Below are 21,876 nucleotides of genomic sequence, written 5' to 3' on the forward strand. Positions count from 1 at the left end.
GCGGCGTCCGGCGCCGAGGGCGCCTCAGTTGGCGAGCTTGTTCTCCTCGCGGTGGCCGAAGATCGACTCCCAGTTGGAGCGGTAGGCGTCGGTCGCGACCTGGGCGGGGCCGGACCGGGGCGCGCCGGCCCCGCGGGGCCCCGGGAGCAGCACCTCCACGTCGAAGAGCCGGGTGTGCTCGGACCGCTGCGTCAGCTTCACGAGCTCTCCGGCCAGCGGGCGCCCGTGCTCGGTGGGCCGCAGCTCACCGATCTCGATCCGGTCCTCCCGGCTCCGGATGACCCGGAAGCCCTCCCCCTGCTCGACGGGGCTGTGGATGAAGACGACGTCCTGGTTCGCGGGCGACGCGGGCTTGTCCCGGTTCTGCGGCGGCTCGTCCTTGCCCATCGCCGAAAGCTTCCCACGTTTGCCCCCCGGGGCGCCAGGCGAAGCGAGCGGCCGATCTCCATGCCGCGCCTGCGCCTCGCCGCCTCGCGCGGCCTCCAAAATTTGGCCAGCGCCGGGCTTAGGCCGTACTGCCGGCCAGAGGGCCCTCTGCACCGCGGAGGTCCCGCGATCGCGGACGCGGCTTCGCGGCGAAGCGGAGGAGTGGGCGTATGAACGTTCGAGGCGCAGAGGGAGATGGCGTTCGCAAGGCGCCGGAATCCTTGGAGAGAGATCGCGAGAGCGGCGGCGGCGAGCGGCGCGCCGGCGCCGGGCAGCGGGTCCGCATCGAGGCGCTCGTCGCGATCGGCGAGACGTCGGGCGGCGGCTTCGAGGCCGAATCGATCGACATGTCCCCGGAGGGGATGCGCCTGCGCACGGCGTACCTGCCGCGGGTCGGCGACGCGCTGATCTGCCGCTTCGACGGGCTCGGCAAGGAGCTCGTCGTCGAGGGCGAGGTGTGCTGGCGCGCCGAGGAGGCGCGCGGCGGCGAGTTCGGCCTGCGCTTCACCGGCCTCGACGCCGAGGCGGAGGAGGCGGTGCGCTCGATGTGCTCGTCGATGGATGCCGGCGCCGCCGGCGCCGCGCCGGCGCTCGCGGTCCCCTCCGGCGCGGCGCAGCGGGGCGCGCGCGTGCGGCTCCACATCGACGGGCTGGGCTCGCCCATGAAGGCGCGCGTGCGCGCGGGGGGGCTCGACGATCTCGAGGTCGGCTCCAACCTGGAGTTCCTCAAGGTGGGCCGCTCCCTCGAGCTGGAGGAGGTCGAGCAGGGCACGCGCCGCGAGGCGTACATCGACCACGTGAAGGTCGAGGTCGACCCGGCGACGAGCGTGCCGCAGCTCGTTGTCACGCTGCGCTACGAGGCGCCCCGCGCGGCCAGGGCGTCGCGCCCGCGCGCGGCGTCGTCCGAGTCCCTGCCCCCGGCGAGGCCGGCGGCGGCGCTCGACGCGGGAGCGCCCGCGCGGGCGCCGTCGGTCCCGCCGCCGGGCGAGGGCCCGCGGGCGTCGTCGGCGCCGCAGGGCGAGCGCGCGCCGGGGCGGGCGTCGTCGGCGCCGCCGGCCGCTCCGGGCGAGCGCGCGCCGGGGCGGGCGTCGTCGGCGCCGCCGCCGCGCGATCCGGGCGAGCGCGCGCCGGCGCGGGCGTCGTCGGCGCCGGCGCCTGCGCGCGATCCGCAGGGCGAGCGCGCCTCGGTCGGCGCGAGCGCCGCGAGCGCCGCGCGCGGCGGTGCGGCGATCGAGGGAGACGACGACCACGACGGCGACCTGTCGCCGGCGCCCTCGGCGGAGGAGGCGCGCGCGGCGGACGCGGCGCCGGTCTCGGCGCAGGACGCGGCGCCCCCCTCCGCGCAGGAGGGAGCCGAGGACGCGGGCGCAGCGCCGGCGGCCGACGCGCAGCCGAGCCGGCTGCGCGACGTCGGCGAGAAGGCCGCGATGGCCGGCAAGGCCGTGGCGGGCAAGATCGCCCCGGCGCTCGCGGGCGCCGGGGCGCGCGCGGCCACCGCGATGGCCGGCATGCTGGCGCGGATCAAGGAGCGGCGCGCCGCGCGCGCGGCAGGCGAGGGGGACGAGTCCAAGGAGGGGGGCCATCGCCGCACGACGGCGCTGCCGCCGGCCGGCGCGCTGAAGTCCGGCGGCCGCCGGCTGGTGCGCGAGGAGGCCGACGAGACGGCGGGCGAGGAGGCCGAGCCGCCGCGCTTCAACAAGAAGGCGGCCGCGGCCGGGAGCTTCCTCGGGCTGGCGGCGGTGCTCCTTGTCTTCGGGGCCGCGCGCCTCCTCGGCCTGCAGGGCGGCGATGCGCCCTCGGCCGGGACCGCGCAGACCGCCGCGGGCGCTCCGGCGCTGCCGGCGTCGCCCGGCGCGCCTGCGCTGCCGGCGGCCGCGGGGGCGGCGGCCGCGCCGGGCGGCGTGCTGACGGCGAACGTCCCTCTGTTCGGCGCGACGCCGCTGTCGACGACGGAGCCTGTGCCGCCGACGCCGCCGGCCGACCCGGGCGCCGTGGCCGACGACCCGCTCGCGCGGGCGGCCGCGATCCCGGGCGGCCCCGGCGAGGACGACGAGGCGGAGGCGGACGACGACGCGCAGGAGGGCCCGAAGGAGTGGGGTCAGGGGACCGTGAGGAGCCCCGTCGTGCTGAAGCTGAAGATGGACGGCGCCATCGAGGAGCTGAACGGCGCTGCCGGCGCGATGGGCTTCACGGTGTCGCTGCCCGACCGTCGCGCGCTGTCCTCCGGCAGCGGCCTGGCCCGGAAGGACAAGCGCATCGCGTCGGTGCGCGTGGTCAACACGCCGCACGGCGCGGAGATCACCCTGCAGTTCAAGGACGGCGTGCCCGCCTACAAGGCCAAGGCGCGCGGCGATCGCCTGGAGATCGCGCTCGGCCGCGACGAGCCGAAGAAGGTGGCGTCGAAGTCGAAGAAGAAGGACGACGACAAGAAGAAGAAGAAGAGCGAGAAGGGGAGCGACAAGAAGGATAAGGGGCGCTGACGCGCTCGCGCGCCCCCGGCGGGTCGAGGCGCTGAGCGGACCCTCGGCGCCTCCCTGCCCGGGCGGTCCCGCTCCACGAACAGGAAGGCGAAGGCGAGAAGAACAGACCCTGTTCTTCCCGCCTTCGCGCTCTCGCCTTCACGGTCCATCCGACCATCACCTGCAGTCGACCAGGGAGGCGGACACGGAGGCACGGGCCCCATCGACTCCCCCGGTTGCCCAGCCTCCCCGCGAGCTTTGCCTGACAGGGCATGGACTCCGCCGCTGCGATGCGCGGCCGAGCCGCGCTGTCGTCGAGTTCAGCAGGTTGTGATGTCCGGTGACGAGACGTGAGCGTCTCCGGCGGCTCTGTCATGGAGTAAAGACCATTTCATTTGGTCTTTGAATTACGTCCATCTCGGATATATACATGGGTTCGAGGGGTGCCTCTGCGCCGTGGGGGCGAGAGGCGCTGGTCCTCGCAGGCTATGCATCGGTCGCGCGGCGGCTGACGGCTCGGCTACGGCCGGTGAAGCCGCTGCCTCGTCTCGGTCCCACTTTGCCCTTCGCGCGCGGAGCGAGCGCCTACCCCCGCGGGCGCCCCTCTGCGGACAGGAGCATTCGATGTCCAAACCACGTCACCTGAGACCGCGTCACGTCGGGTTCGTGCTTGTGCTCGGCGCCGGCGTGTTGACGGCCGGCTCGTCCGGCGTCGCCGGCTCCCCTGTGCAGGCGCAGTCGGGAGGCGATCATCGTGAAGGCTTCATGAAGGTCCCTCTCTACCGAGGCGCCGGCGTCCCGCCGGAGGCCACGGTCATCGCGCTGCCACACAACTGCGAACGCGAGATGCAGGCCACCCTGCGATGGAGCGAAGAGGACAACTCGGTCCGGATCAAGGTCACCGGCAAGGGGGTGCTCGTGCCCTCTCCGAGCGTCGATCGCACCCCGGGGGTGAGCTTCTTTCCAAACCCCTTCTGGCCCGAGATCGAGGACATCGTGAACGGGCGATACCAGTTCTGGATCGTCAGCCAGGCAGGGCTCCTCAAGTTCTATTACGACGCCACCACGCGGGATCTGCTCGGCAGCGAGCTCGATTTCGCGTCGCCCCCGCCCGGCTCGATCGCCATCGAGCTCCCGACGGTGAGGGCCATCGGCTCGCCGCTCTTCCAGCCCGACGAGGACGGCGACGTCGATCTGGAGTTCACGCTCGCGTACGACCACACGGTGCGCGCGGATCTGCCCGAGTACGCTCAGGTCGTCGAGGGGTTCCCGCCGCCGAACCTGTGCCTGTCGGACCCGAACCGGATCGATCTGTCGACGATCCGGGGCTATGCCAAGACGCTCCCTGCCTCGGAGGCGGTCAGCTTCTCGGACTACCTCCGGAACGGCTTCTTCCTGAGCGTCACGATCGAGCCGTCGGAGTACTACACGTTCCCGCCGCGCGGTCACCTGTTCTCCACCTACAGCAACGGCACCCAGTTCGGCGGCGTCATCCCGCGGGGATATGCCTGGGATATCGACGCGACCTTCGGCAACGTGGCGCCGCCGATCCGGCCGTTCGCGGGCGCCGGGACGTGCGAGGACTTCTTCACCGGGGTTCACACAAAGGGCCTGAACTTCTGCAGCCCGGAGGGGAGCTAGCCATGACGACGAGACCTCTGCGACTGCTCTTCGCCGTCGGCCTCACGGCGTCCCTCGCGGCGTGCACCGGATCCCGCGACGACCTGGAGCTGCTCGGCGCGGCAGGGTCCGAGATCAAGGTCACGAACAGCGGCACCCACAACCTGCATCTGGAGGAGTCCCTTCGGTTCAATCCGACCCAGCCGGGGGCGGATCCGGTGCGGGGCCGCGCCCTCTTCGGCCTGGCCCCGGACAGCGACACGGAGGACAAGAGCCAGGCGATCTTCGAGGGACCCTCGGTGGCCTTCGGGGGCACGGTCGTGAGCAACCAGCGCACGTGCTTCACGTGCCACCGCGGGCTCGAGGTGGAGCTCGGGCTCCCGCCCCCCCCGCTGTCCGCGTCGGTGTCTCTCGATGACGCGCTGTTCACGGGCCTCCACGGCGACGCGCAGGGCGACCCGGACGGCATGCGCAACCTCGACGAGCTGGCCCTCATCAAGTATCGCCCGAACCGCTTCAACCTCCAGCGCGCCGAGGACGACCCGTTCCGGCAGGTGTTCTTCTGGCGCAAGTCCATCCGGCTGGTCAACCTGGCCTTCTCGAACGGGTTCCTCCATGACGCGCGCTCGCGCACGATGTTCGAGACCGACCGGGGCGCCGTCTTCAGCCACACGCAGGAGTCGGACAGGCGCTTCGAGGACCTCTTCACGGTCCAGGACGGCAACGACCTCGAGGCGTTCCAGTTCTCGCAGCTCTCGGATCCGCGCCTCGCCGCGCTCCGCGACCCGTCGCACCCGATGTTCCGCGTGCTGGCGCGCGATCCCTTCCACACGGTCCGGATCCGGACGCGGGCGGAGGAGCGCGGGAAGAAGGTGTTCGAGCGCTCCTGCATGACGTGCCACAACGTGCCCAACGTGTTCAACAACCTCTCGAACGTCGAGGCGCTCGGCAACGGTGAGACGGACGTCAAGAACCCGGTCTTCGGGCCGAGCGTGACACGGACGTTCAACGTGGGCGTGTCCGAGCGGAACAGGCACGGTCTCAGGTTCTCTCACCACGCCGGAGGGGGCGTCTTCGAGCCCATCGTTCTCCCGCTCGTCCGCGAGGACGGCGTCGTCGTCCCCTTCAAGGTCACGAAGGACATCGGGCTGGCGGCCACGACCGGGCGGCTCGAGGACGTCGGCCGCTTCAAGGTCCCGCAGCTCCGGCGCCTCGCGCGGAACGCCCCGTATTTCCACGACAATTCGGCGATGTCGCTCGAGGAGGTCGTCGACTACTTCAACAGCGATTTCTACAACAAATCGAAGGACGGCAGGCGGTTCCCGATCCGCCTCACGCGCGCTCAGCGCTCGGATCTGATCGCGTTCCTGAAGGTCCTCTGACGCCGCGCCCGGACGGCGGCCACGCGCCGTCGTCCGGGCAGCCCGCGCCGACGGACCGTCGCGCGGGGGTTACCGCTGGGCCTGGGGGCCTGCGGGTCGCGCCGCTGCCGCGCTCGGCCCCGGCGAGCGGGGTGCGGTCGCGGCGCGCGTGGTCGAGGCGACCGCGTGGCGGAGCGCGTCCTTCAGGGTGCCGAAGGTGACGAGCCCCTGCGTCTCGGCGCCGAGCTCCGTCATGGTGGCCGCGATCTGCGGCGAGATCCCCGACACCACCCCGCGCGTCCCGAGCAGCTGGACGGCTCGCATCATGTCCAGGAGGTGCTTGGTGGTCGCGATATCGACGCTCTCGATGCCGGTCAGATCCATGATCGCGACCCTGGCCTGCGTGCGCACGACCTCATTGAGGAGCGTCTCCGTAATGCGCGACGCGCGGACATCGTCGATCGCGCCGATCAGCGGGAGGGCCAGGACGTGCTCCCAGACCTGGACCACGGGGGCCGACATGAGCCGGATGGCCTCGTTCTGGGTGCGCAGGCTGTCCTCGCTGCGCATGCGCTCGAGGATCTCGTTCTCGAGGAGCCGATTCTGCTGCTCGACCTCCTCGGCGGCTGCCTTGATCTGGATCATCGACTCCTGGACCTGCGCCTCGAGCCGTCGCTGCTCGGTCACGTCCGAGACCGCGCCGACGACCTTGACCAGCTTGCCCTCCGCGTCGCGGAGGATCACGCCGCGGTCGACGAGCACGGCGTACTCGCCGGTCGCCCGGCGCAGGCGGTACTCTGCGCTCCAGGTGCTGGCGCCGGAGCCCATCGCCGACCCGAGCGCGTCGGTGACGTTGTTCACGTCGTCAGGGTGGATGTGCTCGCGCCACCAGCTTGCGTCCGCGTAGCGCTCCTTGGGCGCGCCCGAGACCTTCTCGAAGGTATCGCTGCGCCAGACCGCGCCGGTCGCGACGTCGAAATCGTAGATCGCGTCCTGGATGGCGAGGACGACCATGCGGAAGCGCTCCTCGCTCTCGCGGAGCGCGTCGTTCGCGCGCATCCTCTCGGCGGAGCACTCCGGCGCGTGCTTGTCGCGGGCCTCCCTGACGACCGCCATGAGCCCGGAGGCCGCGCCGGACGCGTCGCGCTCCACCACCACCGGCGTGATCTCCAGATCGATGCGGGCGCCGTCCTTGCGGAGACCTTGCGCCGCGAGCGGGGCGTCCTCGTCGCCCCGGCGCTCCCACCAGGCGTCGACATCGCCAGGGCGCAGGCAGGGCAGCTCGCGGCCGAGCACCTCCGCTTCAGTCCACCCGAACAGCCGCGAGGCCTGCCGGTTCCAGAAGCGCACGACGCGCTCACGGTCACACACGATCATCGCAACAGGCGCCACCTCGGCCATGACCGCCAGCTTCGCGTCGTTCCAGCGAGATCGGTCCGAGGGCTTGACAGAAGGATCGATCACCTGTTCCGTTGTCATATCCGCTTCTTTCGAAGGTGGAGCTGCCCGCTCCTCGGAGGACGGCGCGCGTTCGGCGGTCGCCTGAGGCCCAGGACAGCGCATCTTGCCCGCGCGCGTCACGAAAAGGCAAGGGGTTCGTAAGGACTTTTGCCCGCGGTCCCCGGCACGCGCCCAGGGGCGCCCGGCACGCGCTCAGCACGCGCCCGGACGCTGTCCGTTCACGCACGCGCCGTCCGCGCTGTGTCTGCACCGACGGCACGTCGGCGCGTGGCGTCGCACATCTCGTTCAAAAATTCCACGAGGCTGCTGCCGCCCGTGCCCTGAGCACGCTTCTCGTCCGACTCCTGGAGGATATAGCGGACCGTGATGTCGGCGTGCACCTCCCGGACGCGCACGAGGGCGCTCACGCACGCGTCGTGCGCGTCGCACAGCGCGGGGTGGCTCGGCGCGAGCTGTCGAACGAAACCCCGGAGCGAGGGGCCGCGCTCGACGAGCTCGAGGAAGCGGCGGTGGCCCGGTAACATCGAGCCGCGCATCTTGAGGAGGAACGAGCGCACCCCGTCGGAGGGCGAGACACCGAGGATCGCGTCGAAGACCTGCAGCAAAGGGCTCTGGGCGCCGCTCGAGCCGCCGAAGCGCCGGGGCGTGTCGTCGACCCCCGCGTAGATGACCCCCGGCTCGGGCCAGCCGTTCATGAACCGACGGAGCCGCCGGTAAAAAATGTACGGATCACATTGCTCCGGCATGCGGGCGAGGATCTCGCGGATGTCGTCCAGGGCCGCCGTCATGACCTCGAGGGCGCGCGCCACGCCCTCCACGCGCCCGCTCGCGCTGTCGCGCCGGGCCTGCACGATCGCCTGGATCGCCGGCGCGCACGCGGCGTCCATGGCCACCGCGATCCGGAAAAACCAGTGCTCATCCATGCCCCCGTGGAACAGCTGCAGGATGGCGAGGTTCGACAGCGTGATGCCCGCGTCGTCCTCGAGGCGCCGGAAGTTCCAGAGCGTCATCGTGGCGTGGACCAGGGTCGGCGGCAGGCCCTGGCGCTCCGAGAGCTCCCACAGCGGCACGGCGACGCTGCGCGGCAGGACGGTGGCAGGCGCTCTCCCGCCCCAGACGTGCGCCGACGCCAGCATCGAGACGAGCAAGAGGCCGCGCCGGACCTGGCCGACGTCCTCGAGCCGGTCGACCGGCAAGAGGGGCATTCGCTCCAGCGCCTCTCCGAGCTTCTCCGCCGAGAGGAGCGCAGGGAGGCTCGCGGCGATGCGCTCCCACGCATCGTAGGCAGGCGGGAGCCGGAGGACCGGATCCGTGGCGGGGAGATAGCCCCGCACCGCATCCATGTCGAACGACGCGAGGTCGTCGAGCTCGCCCGCGTCGAAGGGCGCCGCCGAGGGAGCCCCCTCCGCGGCGCTGGCCGGGTCCGTCGCGCCCCTCATTGGCCGTGTATCTGCCGGAGGAGCTGGTAGTTTGAGGGCAGCGTGGAGAGGAGGTGTCGCTGCTGCTGCGCCACCCTGGCGAAGACCGCCTCGGCTTCCCCGATCGACGCTGTCTTGTAGGTCAACGCCGGCATCGGGCGCTCGGGGAGGAGGCCCAGGCCGGCGAAGATGGCGTAGTAATTGCCGTTGGTCCAGAAGCTCCGGAACTCGGCCTCGAAGTTCCCGTAATAGCTCGTCTCGTCCGTCACCGGCGCGTTCACCGGCATGCCCGCCCGGTAAAGCGCCATCTTCTCCTTGATGCCGTCGGTCAGGGCCAGCGACTTGTTGGCCCTCCAGAACGGCGTATCCGCGCGGGGAGAGAGGTAGAAGTGGGCCTGGATGAAATCCCGGGTGTCGTCGAACATCGTCTCGATCTCGTGATTGAAGCGATCGATGAGCACGGGATCGAAGTGCCTGTCGGGGAAGTGCTTGGCGAGCTGATAGATGGCGGCGTAGATGAAATAGATGCCTGTCGACTCCAGCGGCTCGAGGAAGCAGGAGGCGAGGCCGATGCTGACGCAGTTCTTCACCCACGCCCGCCGGTTCCTGCCGACGCGGAAGCGGATCTTGTTCAGCGGGGTCCGCTCGGGATCGAGGCCCCACAGCCGGCAGAGATCGAGCGCTGCCTCGTCCTCCCGGGAGAACTTGCTCGAGTAGACGTAGCCGGTGCCGAAGCGGGTCAGCATCGGGATCTTCCAGGTCCAGCCGGCGTTCATGGCGATGGCCGAGGTGTACGGCTCGACGCCGTGCCGCTCGTCGTCGTGCGGCACGGCGGTGGCCACGGCGCTGTCGCAGAGGAGGTGATCGTTCATGTCGATGAACGGCTCGCCCATGACCTTGTTGATCAAGGCGCCCCTGAAGCCCGAGCAGTCGATGAACAGATCGCCCTCGAGGACCCTCCCGCTCTTTGTCACGAGGCTCGCGATGGCGCCGCCCGGGCCGAGGTTCACGCCCTCGAGCTCGTCCTCCACGAGCAATACGCCCTGCCGCGTCGTGGCGAAGCGCCGGAGGAAGTCCGCGACCCGGTGCGCGTCAAAATGCCAGGCATATCGAGTCGCCCGCCGGCCGTCGAGCCAGCGCGGGGCGAGCTTCGCGTCCATGATCGGCGGCTCGGAGAAGCAGGCATAGTCGTACGGCTGGACCGCTTGTCCGCGTGACAGCTTATGGTACCAGTAATGCGACAGGGGGATGTGATCGTGCTCGGGCAGCAATCCGAACTGGTGATAGAAATGGTCCGACCTGCCGTCGAGGGGCCTGGACGTCGCGGCGCCTTCGCCGGGGGTGCGCCAGTTGATGAACTTGACCGCCATCTTGAAGGCGGCATTGCATTCGCGCATCCACTCGTCCTCGGCGACGCCGAGGTAGTCGAAGAAGGTCTTTTGCAGGTTGGGGATGGTGGCCTCGCCGACGCCGATCCTGGGGATGGACGGGGCCGTCAACACGGTGATCCGCACGCTGCCCTGGAGGGCTTTGCCGAGGTATGCGGCCGCCATCCATCCGGCTGTCCCTCCACCGAGGATGACGACGTCTTTGATGCGATTATCCATGGTCAAGAACCATCCCCCTCTCCAGCGCGTGCCCCAGGCGGCAGACGTCCTCGAAGCTGCAATACAGCGGCGCGACAGCGATCCGCACCACGTCCGGCGCCCGTGTGCCCACGAGGACCCCGTGGCTCCACAGTCCCCGCGAGATCTCGGCGGGGCTCTCCCCGCGCACGCGCAGCGAGATCTGCCCGCCGCGAGATCCCCGCGGCGTGATCACCTCCACCCGCTCCCGCGGCAGCCCGTCCACGTGGGCGAGGAGCTCCGCGACCAGCGCTTCGCGCTTCTCGACAAGCCGATCCATCCCGGCCTCCTCGAACGCCTGCAGCGCCCCTGACAGCGTGGCGATGCTGGCGATCGGCGGCCCGCTCTGCCGGAAGCCCCACGCGCCGACCTCGGGCTCGAAGGGGTCCGGCATGGCCAGGCGCGTCTCCCTCCGCTGCCCCCACCAGCCCGAGAGACGCGGCAGCCGCGTGTCCCGCCCGTGACGCTCATGCACGAAGAGGCCGGCGACGCCGCCGGGATCGGCGTTCAGATACTTGTAATGGCACCACACGGCGAAATCCACGTTCCAATCGTGCAATCTCAGCGCCACGTTGCCGATCGCGTGCGCCAGGTCCGCCCCGACGAGGCAACCGGCTGCGTGAGCGGCTCGCGTGATCGGCTCGAGATCATAGGCCTGTCCGCTGAAGTGATTCACGCCGCCCAGCAGGACGAGCGCGATCTCGTGGCCGTGCGCCGCGATGTGCGCGACGACGTCCTCGGTGGTCGCGTACGATTGCCCTGCCGGCACGGGGATCTCGCGCACGCTCGCCGCCGGATCGACGCCCGCGAGCCCCGCGTGCGAGGCGACGACGTAGCGGTCGGACGGGAATGCATCGGGCTCGAGCAGGATGGCGTGACGGCCGGGCACCGGACGGTAGAAGCTGCGCATCAGGAGGTGCAGGTTCGCGGTGATGCTGCCCATCACGGCCACCTCCTCGGGCGCGGCGCCCACGATGGACGCGAGCCTGCGGGCGAGCAGCTCGTCCGCGTCCAGCCATCTCGGCGTCGCCTCGAAATACGCCCGGAAGCCGAGGTCGCGCCACTGGTCGAGCGCCCCCGCGAGCGCCGACTCCGCGTCTGTGGAGAGCAGCCCCAGCCCATTGCCGCAGAAATAGGCCGCCCCCACGCCGTCCGGTCCCGGCGGTCGATGAAAGCGCCCCCGCAACGCGGCGAGCGGATCCTCCGCGTCGCGACGGCGCGCGGCTTCGAGGCGCTCGCGCCACGCAGGGCTCGCCAGCGCCTCACGCGCGAGCGAATGCGTGGGCCCCGCGCTCGCCGGCCCCGGGGAGCTCGTCGTGAAGACGGCTGGGCCCTCCACGAGCCGCTTCAGCAGGGCGAGCTCCTCCTCCATCTCGCGCTTCATCGCCTCGAAGCGCTCGTCCGAGATCCCCGGCCGCCGGAAGAAGGTGTAAAGAAAGACGACCCCGCCCTCGACCGGCATCACCCGGGTCGGTGAATAGCGCCACGCACCGTCGGCTCCAAGGTGGCCGAAATCCACGACGCCCAGGGCGCGGTCGGCGCGCATGGCGAAGCGCACCTCGCCGCGCGGGGTCGTGGCCCAGAGCGCGTCCCCGTCGGCGCGCACGCTCGAGCAGAAATGAACCGCCCAGCGGGGAATCTGCGCCGGATCGGAGACCACCCCGAAGACACGCTCCGCCGAGCCCGCGATGAAGACGGAATGCGTACTGCAACGCATGTGGAGGACTCACTCTCTCTTCGAGTGGCGACAAGCCCACTGGCCGCGTTGATCGATACGTTCATACTGTATCATGTGCGCTCGATTGCTGGGTAAATAAAATCTATTTCCTATCAAGACGACGAGCCCCGCGAAGCGTGCGGCGATGTGCTCCGCGCCGATCACGAGAGCGCGACCGGCTGCGGTCAACTCGTCCTTGATGGCCTGTCCACACACACCACCGGCGAGGTGTGGAGTGGATCGAGGAGCACCCACGATGGACGCTTTACTTCACCCCGGTCACGCGTCCTGCAAAGAGGGTAGGCCGTCGGAGACCGTGTTCGTGGCGCGGCGCGGCGCGGCGCGGGCCGAGGTCTGAGCCCGATGGCCATGGCTCCTCCGGCCTACCGGCGAAGCAATGGCCCAGGCGAGCTCGGCGGGCCCCCGCCGCGCCACGAACACGGCCTCCGAGGGCCGGGCAGCTCGGCACGGCCTCCCGCGCAGCCGGTGACGAGCCTATCCAGGCACGAGCCTATCTAGGCTCCGCCCGGGCCCACCGGCGGCGGGATCGACCACTCCGCGCTGTCCGAGAGCCTCGGCTCCGCCTCCTCCGCCGCGCTCCCGAAGAAATCCGCCACGTCGTGCCGCCTCGCCTCGGCGTCCGCCCGCCCGAGCTCGATCAGCTTCCGCGTGAACGAGCCGTCGAACAGGAGATAGCTCGCGAGATCCGCGTCGTTCGCCGCCCCCACGTCCACCAGCGAGAGCAGCCGCCGCATCATCGCCGGACCGCCCTGCACCTTGCCCGCCCTCACGTGCTCCGCCGCGAGGCGGCCGAGATCCACGCTCGGCCGCACGACGAGGGTCTCCACCCGCCGGTACGGCAGCGCCCCGCGCTGCGCCGCCGCCGCGTTGATCGAGTGCAGGAAATCAGGGCCGAACGCCTGCTCGCCGTCCTCGATCATGTGGTTCACCCGCGTCAGCACCTCGAAATCGGTCTGGATGTGGTCGAGCAGGAACGCGTTCAGCACCTTGCCGAGCACCAGCGCCATCCCCGGCGGCTTGCCGCTGTCCCCCGCGTCGATGCTCCGCACCTCCCGCGACAGGCCGATCGCCAGCACGTGCGTCGCCCCCAGCCGGAGCGCCGGCGCGATCGGCGTGTTCTGCCGCACGCCCCCGTCCATGTAGAGATCCCGGCCGATGCGCACCGGCGGGAACAGGATCGGGATCGCCGCCGACGCGAGCGCGTGCGGCGGGCCGATCAGCGCGCCGCGGATGATCGTCCGCGGCGGCGCCGTCGTCGGCAGCGCGCCGTCCGGGCCCGTCTGCATGAAGATGACCGTGCGGCCCGTCCCGATCTCGGTCGCCGACACGCTGACCGCCGAGAGGTGGCCGTGGCGCAGCGTGCGCGCGATCGCGCGCCACGGGATCTCGCGCTCGACGAGCCGCTGCATCGGCGAGACGTCGAACAGGCCCACGCCCTCCGAGCCGCCGCCGAACATGAGCTTCGGCAAGGAGATCGCCTGCCGGACCCCGAAGCCGAGCACCGTCTCGAGCTTGAGCTGCGTCCACAGGTTGACGAGCCGCCGCACGCCCAGCGTCGGATCGTCGAGGTGCGCCGCGAGGTAGCACGCGTTCACCGCCCCGACCGACGTCCCGCACAGGATGTCGATGCGCGGCGGCGCCCCGCGGAGCCGGGCGAACGCGTCGAGCACGTACGACATCACCCCGACCTCGTACGCGCCCCGGGCGCCGCCGCCCGAGAGGATCACCGCGACCTTGCGCCGCGGCTTCGTCCCTGTCCTTCCGCCGGTACCGCTCATGCCATCTCCCCGCGGCGGAGCGGGTCCAGCCCCGCCGCCGGACCCTCGGCCTCCGCGGCGAGGATGCGCCGCACCACCGTGCGCTCCAGGAACAGCGCCCGGAGCCGCGCGTCGCGGATGTAGCTCGCCACCTGCCGCACGTGCATCCCGGCGCGGTGGTACGCGTCCCCGGCGCTCGCCGGCGCGCCCTTCTGCAGCGCCTCGCAGCAGAGGTCGCGCACCTCGATGCCGTACTCCGAGCTGCCCGCCTCGACCGCGCCGAGCGCCGTCCGGGCGAGCAGCACCCCCGAGTGCACCTCGCCCGCGTCCACCCGCGCCCCCGCCTCGATGGCCGTCGCGTACGCGTGGTAGCTCATCAGCCCCTGCGACTCGGCGAGCTGCCGCGCCTCCGAGGCGTTCGCGATCGCGCCCTGGACGTCGCCCTGCACCTTCGCGAGGAGGCCGCGCACGTTGCGCTCGTGGATCATGTCGTAGACGCTGCCGGTCACCGCGATGAGCGCGCCCGCATCGGCGCAGAGGGTGTGCGCGGCGTCGAGGTCGCCCGCTTCGAGGAGGATCCCCGCCGAGCAGAGGAGCGTGTCGGCCCGCGCGTCCTGATCGTCATAGCGCTCGTGCGCCTCTCGCGCCCGCTTCATGTAAGCGAGGCTGCGCGAGATGTCCCCCAGCTTGGCGTACGCGTGGCCGATGTTGCTCAGCGTCTTCGCGATCTGGAACCGACCCCCGATCGCGAGATCGATGGAGATCGACGAGAGCCCGACCGCGATCGCGTCCTCGAAGCGCTCGAGCACGAACATCGCCACCGCGAGCGAGTTCTTCGCGCGGGCCTCGCTGCGGCGCGCCCCCACGGCGCGGAACACCGCGATCGCCTCGGCGTAGGCCTCGACCGCCTCCTGCACGCGGCCGACCCGGCGCAGCAGCACCCCCTTCGTGCGCAGCACCTCCGCGCGCGCCCGCGGCGTCAGCCCGCCCATCTGCGTCACCCGGAGGGCCCGGTCGGCCGCGCTGATCGCGCCCTGGACGTCGCCGAGCTCGCGCAGCACCTCGGACAGGATCGTGAGCGCCTCGACCTCGAGCGCGGGGCGGCGCGCGATGCGCGCGATCTCGGCGGCCCGCTGCGCCGCCGGCAGGCCGCGGGCGAGGTGGCCGTCGTCGAGGTCGAGCCGCGCGGTGCGCACGAGCGCGAGCGCCGCCCAGCGCGCCTGGCCGCTCTCCTTCGCGAGCTGGCGCAGCGCCGCGAGGTGCTTCCTCCGCTCGCGGCGGCGGCCGAGGTGGCGGAAGATCGCCTCCAGCGCCTCGTGCGCGATCATCACGCGGGTGTCGCCGGTCGGCAGGAGCGCCAGCGCGCGCTCGTAGTACCGGCGCGACAGCTGCGCCTGGTGTCCGGCGCGCGCGGCCCGCGCCGCGTCGAGGTAGAGCTCGGCCGCCGGCCCGGGCGCCTCGCCGCGCGCGAGGTGCTGCGCCACGATCGCGGCCGAGAGCCCCTGCGCGAGCGGCGTCGTCGAGAGGTGCTCGCCGAGCCGCCGGTGCATGCGCACGCGGCTCGCGCCGTCGAGCGCGAGGTAGGCGACGTCGCGCGCGAGCGGGTGCCGGAAGTCCACCGCCCCGGCGCGACGATCGCACAGGCCGCGGGCGCAGAGGCGCGTCACGGCCTCGTCGTCGGCGAGCCGCGTCAGGTTCATGATGTCGTCCTTGAGCAGCGGGCCCCCCGCGACCGCCAGCCAGTTCACGACGTCGTGCTCCGCGGGCGGCAGCTCGCGCAGGCGATCGCCGATGAGCTGCTCCAGGGTCGAGGGGAGCGGCTCGCCGCGGTCCCCGGTCCGGTCGTGGCGGACGAGCTCGTGCCGCCCGTCCGGGTGCTCGACGATCTCGAGCGTGCCCCGCTCGAGGAGCGCGTCGACCATCTCGAGCAGGAAGAACGGGTTGCCGGCGACGCGCGGCACGAGCTCGCCGCAGACGGCCGCCACGCCCTCGCGCACGCCGAGCCGCGCCTCCACGAGGCGCATCTGCTCCTCGGCGCCGAGGCCGCGGAGCTCGATCCGCACGAGCCCCTCGATGAACGGGGTCACGCGCTCCTCGGGGCGGGTGAGGAGCAGCACGAGGATCGGGAGCCGCTCCGAGCGCTGCTTCAGGAGCTCCGAGATGAGCTCCAGGCTCGGGCGATCGGCCCACTGGAGGCCGTCGATGACGACGACGAGCGGCTGGTGGCGCGCCAGCGAGCCGAGCAGGTACTTCACGCCGCGCACCACCACGTCGCGGCCGTAGGCGGTGGCGTCCTCCTCGGGGTGGTCGAGCTGCTTGCCCGTGACGAGCTCGGCGAGGCGCGTGACGATGCGCGCCCCGAGCGGCGAGCGGGCGATGGGCCCGAGCAGGGCGCGGATCACGTGGGCGGCGTCGTCGATCGAGTGGTCGAGCCCCATCCCGGTGACGTCGCGGAGCACGTCGCAGACCGTGGCGAGCGGCAGCTCGCTCTTCACCGGCGAGCACTCGACGTGGAGCACGCGCGCCTCGCCGGGGAGCTCCGAGAGGAACGTCGAGATGAGCGCGCTCTTGCCGATGCCCATCTCGCCGACGAGGACGCGCGCCACCGACTGGCCCCGGAGCGTGCCGCCCAGCGGGCTCGGCGGCTTGCTCTGCCGGCTCGGCGGCGGCGGCTTGCTCTGCCGGCTCGGCGGCGGCGGCGGCTCGCTCTCGCCGTAGCGCGGCGACGGCGGCTCGGCGAGCCCCTTCACGGGCGGCGAGACCGCGCGGTGGTAGGCGGCGTGCAGGTCGGCCCGCTCGGCGTCGCGCCCCACGAGGTCGTTCGGCGAGAGCGCGATCTCGGCCATCCGCTCCTCGCGGGTGAGCGGGCGCTGCAGCGCGTAGAGCCGCATCTGGTGCGGGACCTGGTAGCCGCCGGCGTCGTTGAGATCGAGCGACGGCGCGTCGCCCCAGCGGAAGTCGCGCCGGACGAGGCGGTAGACGCCGCCCGCGACCCAGGTCTTGCCGAACGGGGTGCGGCTGCCGAGGCGCTCGGCGAGGAAGTTCGCGGGCTCCTTGAGCGCGTGGTTGATGAGGTGCCCCTGCTCGTCGCGCTCGCCGTACGCGATGCCGCGGACGATGCCGATGGCGGCGCGGAGCTCGACGGGCAGGTCCTCCGACGCGCCCGCGAGCGCCTCGTGCACGTCGACCGCCAGCGACGCGGCGTCGGCGGCGGCGCGTGAGGGGTTCGCGAGCAGCCCCACGACCGCGCGCGCGCTCGCGTGCGACTCCCAGGACCAGATCGCCCCGTGCTTGAAGGCGATCGCGTCGAGGGTCGTGCGGATCGAGCGCCCGCTGCGCCGGCCGGCGAGCCGCCCCTGCGCCCCGAGCAGCTCGTCCACGCCCTCGATGCGCATCGTCACCACGGCCACGTGGCGCACCTCGCGCACGACGCGCGGCGCGCCGGTGTTCTCGTGCTCGCCGCCCGTGCGCGCGGCCGGCACCGCCGCGAGCGTCTGCGGCTGCGCCACGGAGCCGTCGCCCTCGGCCGGCCCCTCCGCGCCGCCGGCGGCGTTCTCGCGCGCCTCCTGCTCGCGGTCGCGGCCGAGCAGGTGGGCCACGGTCTGCTCGACCGACGCGTTGTCGACGAGCTCCTGCTTCGCGAGCAGGACGCGCGCGATCGCCCCGGCCAGGTCGCGCGCGGTCTGGAAGCGGTCCTCGGGCGCCTGCGCCATGGCGCGCATCACGATCGCCTCGAGCTCCGCCGGGATGTCGCGCGCGTGCGTCGACGGGGGCTCGAAGAGGCCCTCCTTGACGGCCTGGAGCAGCGCCTCGTCGTCGAGCTTGCCGTAGGGCGAGCGCATGGCGAGCAGCTCGTAGAGCACGACGCCGAGGGCGTAGATGTCGCTCCGCCGGTCGACGCGCTCGCCGCGCGCCTGCTCGGGCGACATGTACCCGAACTTGCCCTTCAGCACGCCGGGCTCCTCGCGGAAGAGGTTGGCGCTGGCGATGCCGAAGTCGGCGATCTTCACGACGCCCTCGAACGACAGCAGGATGTTCTGCGGCGAGACGTCGCGGTGGACGATGGCGAGCGGCATGCCGCCCTCGTCCCTGCGCTCGTGGGCGTAGTGCAGCCCCTTGGCCGCCTCGGAGACGACGAACGCCGACACGAGCGGCGGGATCCGCGACTCCTTCTGCTGGGCGGCGCGCATCAGCTTGCCGAGGTCGTAGCCCTCGACGTACTCCATCGAGAGGAGCAGCCCGTCCTCGCCGTGGTCGGAGAACTCGTAGACCTGGACGATGTTCGGGTGGTTCAGGCGCGTCGCGAGGTGCGCCTCCTCGACGAACATCGCGCGGAAGCGCCGCGAGGCCCCGTGCGCGGGGAGGATCCGCTTGACGACGAGGAGCTTGTACGTCCCCTCGGCGCCGCGCTTCTTGGCGAGGAAGACCTCCGCCATGCCGCCAGCGCCCAGGCGGCGCTGGATCTCTAGGTCGGCGAGCTGGGACGGGTGCTTGGCCATGCAGCGAAGCGGCGCGCGGGCGCCGCGGCTGGGAGGCGCCGGGCGCGGTGGATCGGGGTGACCGATGAGAAGAAGGACCGCGCGCGGTTCCCCCGATCCATGGGACGACTACGGGTTGACCCGCATGGTAGCGTCCCGCCCGCGTCTTCGGGGAGACAACCATGGTGGAAAGGCGAATCTTTCTGGGCGGGTCGGAGATCCGCACGGGCGGTGAGCCCGCCTGCGCGCAGCGGCTCCCCGGTCGCGGCGCCGTCCACGATCGCCCCTGAGTTTTCGCTTGCAAGGCGCCCTCACGCGGGCCACCGGCCGCCGCTGTCGGGCGAGGGCCACAAAGCGATTGCCCAGGGAGGCTCCGTCTGTTAAAACGGATGCTGCGTCCGTGATGGAAGACGCGGCGCGTCCGACCCCTGGCTGCCGGGCTGATCGGCGGCGGGGTCGTCGTGTGCGCGCTTGAAACCTCGAGGATTCGCAATGGATATTCGCGTGACAGAGGCGGACGTCGTCGTCGTGGGCGGCGGCAGCGCAGGCTCCACTGCAGCGGTGGAGGCGCAGCAGCGGTTGCCGCGGGGGCGGGTGGTGCTCCTCGAGAAGGCGCATATCAAGCGGAGCGGCGCGATCGCGATCGGCATGGACGGGCTGAACAACGCGATCATCCCCGGACATGCGACGCCCGAGCAGTACGTGAAGGAGATCACGGTGGCCAACGATGGCATCGTGAACCAGCGCGCCATCTATGAATATGCTCGGAACAGCTTCGCGATGATCCAGGAGCTCGACTCGTGGGGGGTCAAGTTCCAGAAGACGCGCTCGGGCGATTTCGACGTCAAGAAGGTCCACCACAACGGGAGCTACGTCCTCCCGATGCCCGAGGGCTACGATCTCAAGAAGATCCTTACGCGCATGGTGAAGCGCGCCGGGGTGCGGGTCATCAACCGCGTCATGGCCACACGGATCCTCGTGGCCGACGGGCAGGTCGCCGGCGTGATGGGCTTTGACACCCGCGAGGGCCACATCGAGGTCATCAAGGCCAGGGCGGTCATCCTCTGCTGCGGCGCCTCCGGGCGGCTCGGGCTGCCGTCGTCGGGCTATCTCCACGGGACGTACGAGAACCCCTCGAACGCCGGAGACGGCTACTCGATGGCCTACCACGCGGGCGCCGAGCTCTCGGGCATCGAGTGCTTCCAGATCAACCCGCTCATCAAGGACTACAACGGTCCGGCGTGCGCCTACGTGACCGGGCCCCTCGGCGGACACACGGTGAACGCGCGGGGGCACCGCTTCATCGAGAGCGATTACTGGAGCGGGCAGATGATGCTCGAGTTCTACCGGGAGCTCCACTCCGCGAACGGCCCTGTGTACCTCAAGCTGACCCACCTCGCCCCGGAGACGATCACCGAGGTCGAGCGGGTGCTCCACCAGACGGAGCGGCCGAGCCGCGGTCGCTTCCACGAGGGGAGGGGGCACAGCTACGGGAGCGATCTCGTCGAGATGCACATCTCCGAGATCGGCCTGTGCAGCGGCCACAGCGCGTCGGGGGTCTGGGTGAACGAGAAGGGCGAGACCACCGTGGCCGGGCTCTACGCCGCCGGCGACATGGCGTGCGTGCCGCACAACTACCTCCTCGGCGCGCTCACCTACGGGAAGATCTGCGCCCAGAGCGCCCTCGACTACCTCGATCGCGCGCCCGCGGTCGAGCCGCTCCCCGCCGCGGTCGACGCCGAGCGCGAGCGCATCCTCGCCCCGCTCTCGCGCAGGAGCGGGGTGGCGCCTCACCAGTACGAATACAAGGTGCGGCGCCTCGTGAACGACTACCTGCAGCCGCCGAAGACGGGGAACCGGATGACGCTCGGGCTCGAGTACTTCCTGCGGGCGAAGGACGAGCTCGAGGAGGTCACGGCGACGAGCCCCCACGAGCTCATGCGGGTGATGGAGTGCCACTTCATCCGCGACTGCGCGGAGATGGCCGCGCGCGCGTCGCTGTACCGGACCGAGAGCCGCTGGGGCCTCTACCATCACCGGCTCGATTTCCCCGAGATGGACGACCGCAGCTGGTTCGTCCACGTCAACCTGAAGAAGGGCGATGACGGCGAGATGGTCGCCTTCAAGAGGCCCGTCGATCCCTATCTCTTCCCGATCGACGACGGCGAGCTCAAGACTTACCGCCAGCTGCGCATCCCGGCCGAAGAGCAGCGCGCACCGCTCTGACGAGCAACGAGGTTCAATCGATGGCTCACCTTCTCAACCGCGAATCCGTCAAGGCGCAGCGCGCCAGGACCGTGGGGCACGCCGAGGCCGCCGTCCGGCTCGATCTGCCGGTCGTGATCGACGAGGCGTCCTGCATCAAGGGCTGCCGCATCTGCATCGAATCGTGTCCGGTCGACTGCCTCGCCATCGATCCAGAGACGAAGAAGGCACACATGGCCTACGACGAGTGCTGGTATTGCCTCGCGTGCGAGATCGATTGCCCCAAAGAGGCCATCACCGTGAAGATCCCCTTTCTCATCCGGTAGCGTCCTGGAGGCGGAGAGACGATATGACACAGCCTTCGCTCGCACAGGAGCTCGTGAGCGTCCTCAGGGATCCAGACCCTGGCGCGCGCCAGCTCGCGCTGACGCAGATCGAGGACCTCTCGGATCCGGAGATCCTCCACCCGCTCATCGAGGCCGTCCGCGACGGGGACCCGACGGTGCGGGCGCTTGCGCTGGGGCACCTCGAGGACCTCGGCGACCCCCGCGCGGTGCCCGCCATTCTCCAGGCGCTCGACGACGAGGAGACCCACGTGCGCGAGGCGGCCGCCACGGCGCTCCGCGAGCTCCGCGCGACGGACGCCGCCATGGACCTGATTGATGCAATGCGTCATGATGACCCGTTCGTGCGGATGTCGGTGATCGTGGCGCTCCGCGAGCTCCGCGATCCGCGGGCGCTGGAGCACCTCGAGGGCGCGCTGCTCGACCCTGCGCCCGAGGTGCGGCGCGAGGCGGTCGTCGCCCTGGCGTACCTGCGGCGGCCCGAGACGGCGGCTGCCCTCCGCGGCAGCCTGCGCGACCCCGACGCGCGGGTGCGGCAGGTCGCGATCGGCGCGCTCGAGTCGCTCGGCGCGGCGGCGCAGGTCCAGGACTTCGTCGGGCTGCTCTCCGATCCCGACTGGCGGGTCCGCGTCGAGGCCGCGATCGTGCTCGGCCGCTCGGCGCACGGGCTCGCCGCGCCGCACCTCCGGAGCGCGCTCGAGGACGGCGCCTGGCAGGTCCGGAAGGAGGCGGCGCTCGCGCTCGGGCGGCTCCGGGCCGCCTCGGCCACGCCGGAGCTCGTCGCGCTGCTCGGGAGCGACCTCCCGGATCTGCGCAAGGCCGCCGCGCAGGCGCTCGGCGAGCTCGCGGCGGCGGCCGCCGAGGCGCCGCTCCAGCGGCTGCTGGGCGACACCGACGCCGAGGTGCGGAAGGCGACGGCCCGCGCCCTCGAGGCCATCCGGGCCGGGGCCGGACGACATGGAACCTTCGCGAGGGATTGAGTCG

Annotated in this window: 13 protein-coding genes; 6 read left to right on the forward strand and 7 right to left on the reverse strand. The window is 71.6% G+C overall.

What is annotated here, in order from left to right; translation table 11 throughout:
• Nucleotides 1-24: 24 nt before the first annotated feature.
• Complete coding sequence (locus tag WME75_RS14130; RefSeq protein WP_437490643.1) at nucleotides 25-387, reverse strand: hypothetical protein; 363 nt, start codon at nucleotides 385-387, stop codon at nucleotides 25-27.
• 260 nt (nucleotides 388-647) lie between these two features.
• On the opposite strand from WME75_RS14130, the gene WME75_RS14135 reads away from it, so the two are divergent.
• From WME75_RS14135 to WME75_RS14145, 3 genes are all read left to right on the forward strand, one after another.
• The gene (locus WME75_RS14135; protein ID WP_437490646.1) at nucleotides 648-2,906 is read left to right on the forward strand and encodes a PilZ domain-containing protein; all 2,259 of its coding nucleotides are present in this window, start codon (nucleotides 648-650) and stop codon (nucleotides 2,904-2,906) included.
• Nucleotides 2,907-3,509: 603 nt separating this feature from the next.
• Nucleotides 3,510-4,526 (forward strand): hypothetical protein, encoded by a 1,017-nt coding sequence (locus WME75_RS14140; RefSeq protein WP_437490649.1) that lies wholly within the window; start codon nucleotides 3,510-3,512, stop codon nucleotides 4,524-4,526.
• 2 nt (nucleotides 4,527-4,528) lie between these two features.
• Nucleotides 4,529-5,887, forward strand: a complete 1,359-nt coding sequence (locus tag WME75_RS14145) for a hypothetical protein (RefSeq protein WP_437490652.1) — start codon at nucleotides 4,529-4,531, stop codon at nucleotides 5,885-5,887.
• 69 nt (nucleotides 5,888-5,956) lie between these two features.
• Here the strand turns inward: WME75_RS14145 and WME75_RS14150 are convergent, their stop codons facing one another.
• From WME75_RS14150 to WME75_RS14175, 6 genes are all read right to left on the reverse strand, one after another.
• A complete protein-coding gene (locus WME75_RS14150; RefSeq protein ID WP_437490655.1) occupies nucleotides 5,957-7,345 on the reverse strand; it encodes a PAS domain S-box protein in 1,389 nt (462 codons plus the stop codon).
• A 200-nt stretch (nucleotides 7,346-7,545) separates the two neighbouring features.
• Entirely contained in the window at nucleotides 7,546-8,766 is a 1,221-nt protein-coding gene (locus WME75_RS14155) for a hypothetical protein (protein WP_437490657.1), read from the reverse strand.
• On the reverse strand, nucleotides 8,763-10,352 hold the full coding sequence (locus tag WME75_RS14160; RefSeq protein WP_437490660.1) for a tryptophan halogenase family protein: 1,590 nt from the start codon (nucleotides 10,350-10,352) through the stop codon (nucleotides 8,763-8,765). The genes WME75_RS14155 and WME75_RS14160 overlap by 4 nt, the downstream gene beginning before the upstream one ends.
• Complete coding sequence (gene kynU, locus WME75_RS14165) at nucleotides 10,345-12,087, reverse strand: kynureninase (RefSeq protein ID WP_437490663.1); 1,743 nt, start codon at nucleotides 12,085-12,087, stop codon at nucleotides 10,345-10,347. The genes WME75_RS14160 and kynU overlap by 8 nt, the downstream gene beginning before the upstream one ends.
• Nucleotides 12,088-12,602: 515 nt before the next feature.
• Nucleotides 12,603-13,886, reverse strand: coding sequence for a patatin-like phospholipase family protein (locus WME75_RS14170; RefSeq protein WP_437490665.1), 1,284 nt, complete (start codon nucleotides 13,884-13,886; stop codon nucleotides 12,603-12,605).
• Nucleotides 13,883-18,364: a serine/threonine-protein kinase gene (locus WME75_RS14175; protein WP_437490668.1), complete on the reverse strand. Its 4,482-nt coding sequence runs from the start codon at nucleotides 18,362-18,364 to the stop codon at nucleotides 13,883-13,885. The genes WME75_RS14170 and WME75_RS14175 overlap by 4 nt, the downstream gene beginning before the upstream one ends.
• 471 nt (nucleotides 18,365-18,835) lie before the next feature.
• Here WME75_RS14175 and WME75_RS14180 point away from each other — a divergent pair, with 471 nt between their 5' ends.
• The 3 genes from WME75_RS14180 to WME75_RS14190 are packed head-to-tail and all read left to right on the forward strand — an operon-like array spanning nucleotide 18,836 to nucleotide 21,872.
• Nucleotides 18,836-20,569, forward strand: coding sequence for a fumarate reductase/succinate dehydrogenase flavoprotein subunit (locus WME75_RS14180; RefSeq protein ID WP_437490671.1), 1,734 nt, complete (start codon nucleotides 18,836-18,838; stop codon nucleotides 20,567-20,569).
• A 20-nt stretch (nucleotides 20,570-20,589) separates the two neighbouring features.
• Nucleotides 20,590-20,874: a 4Fe-4S dicluster domain-containing protein gene (locus WME75_RS14185; protein WP_437490674.1), complete on the forward strand. Its 285-nt coding sequence runs from the start codon at nucleotides 20,590-20,592 to the stop codon at nucleotides 20,872-20,874.
• Nucleotides 20,875-20,897: 23 nt separating this feature from the next.
• Nucleotides 20,898-21,872 carry a HEAT repeat domain-containing protein gene (locus WME75_RS14190; RefSeq protein WP_437490677.1) on the forward strand — a complete coding sequence of 325 codons (975 nt, stop codon included), beginning with the start codon at nucleotides 20,898-20,900 and terminating at the stop codon, nucleotides 21,870-21,872.
• Nucleotides 21,873-21,876: the final 4 nt, after the last annotated feature.

This window comes from Sorangium sp. So ce1014, assembly GCF_051521505.1.
In the GTDB taxonomy this organism is placed as follows: domain Bacteria; phylum Myxococcota_A; class Polyangia; order Polyangiales; family Polyangiaceae; genus Sorangium.

What these genes read in the sequence shown, in the direction of transcription:
- WME75_RS14130 (WP_437490643.1), bottom strand. Translation starts at nt 387, where the DNA reads ATGGGCAAGGACGAGCCGCCGCAGAACCGGGACAAGCCCGCGTCGCCC.
- WME75_RS14140 (WP_437490649.1), top strand. Translation starts at nt 3,510, where the DNA reads ATGTCCAAACCACGTCACCTGAGACCGCGTCACGTCGGGTTCGTGCTT.
- WME75_RS14145 (WP_437490652.1), top strand. Translation starts at nt 4,529, where the DNA reads ATGACGACGAGACCTCTGCGACTGCTCTTCGCCGTCGGCCTCACGGCG.
- WME75_RS14150 (WP_437490655.1), bottom strand. Translation starts at nt 7,345, where the DNA reads ATGACAACGGAACAGGTGATCGATCCTTCTGTCAAGCCCTCGGACCGA.
- WME75_RS14155 (WP_437490657.1), bottom strand. Translation starts at nt 8,766, where the DNA reads ATGAGGGGCGCGACGGACCCGGCCAGCGCCGCGGAGGGGGCTCCCTCG.
- WME75_RS14160 (WP_437490660.1), bottom strand. Translation starts at nt 10,352, where the DNA reads ATGGATAATCGCATCAAAGACGTCGTCATCCTCGGTGGAGGGACAGCC.
- kynU (WP_437490663.1), bottom strand. Translation starts at nt 12,087, where the DNA reads ATGCGTTGCAGTACGCATTCCGTCTTCATCGCGGGCTCGGCGGAGCGT.
- WME75_RS14170 (WP_437490665.1), bottom strand. Translation starts at nt 13,886, where the DNA reads ATGAGCGGTACCGGCGGAAGGACAGGGACGAAGCCGCGGCGCAAGGTC.
- WME75_RS14175 (WP_437490668.1), bottom strand. Translation starts at nt 18,364, where the DNA reads ATGGCCAAGCACCCGTCCCAGCTCGCCGACCTAGAGATCCAGCGCCGC.
- WME75_RS14180 (WP_437490671.1), top strand. Translation starts at nt 18,836, where the DNA reads ATGGATATTCGCGTGACAGAGGCGGACGTCGTCGTCGTGGGCGGCGGC.
- WME75_RS14185 (WP_437490674.1), top strand. Translation starts at nt 20,590, where the DNA reads ATGGCTCACCTTCTCAACCGCGAATCCGTCAAGGCGCAGCGCGCCAGG.
- WME75_RS14190 (WP_437490677.1), top strand. Translation starts at nt 20,898, where the DNA reads ATGACACAGCCTTCGCTCGCACAGGAGCTCGTGAGCGTCCTCAGGGAT.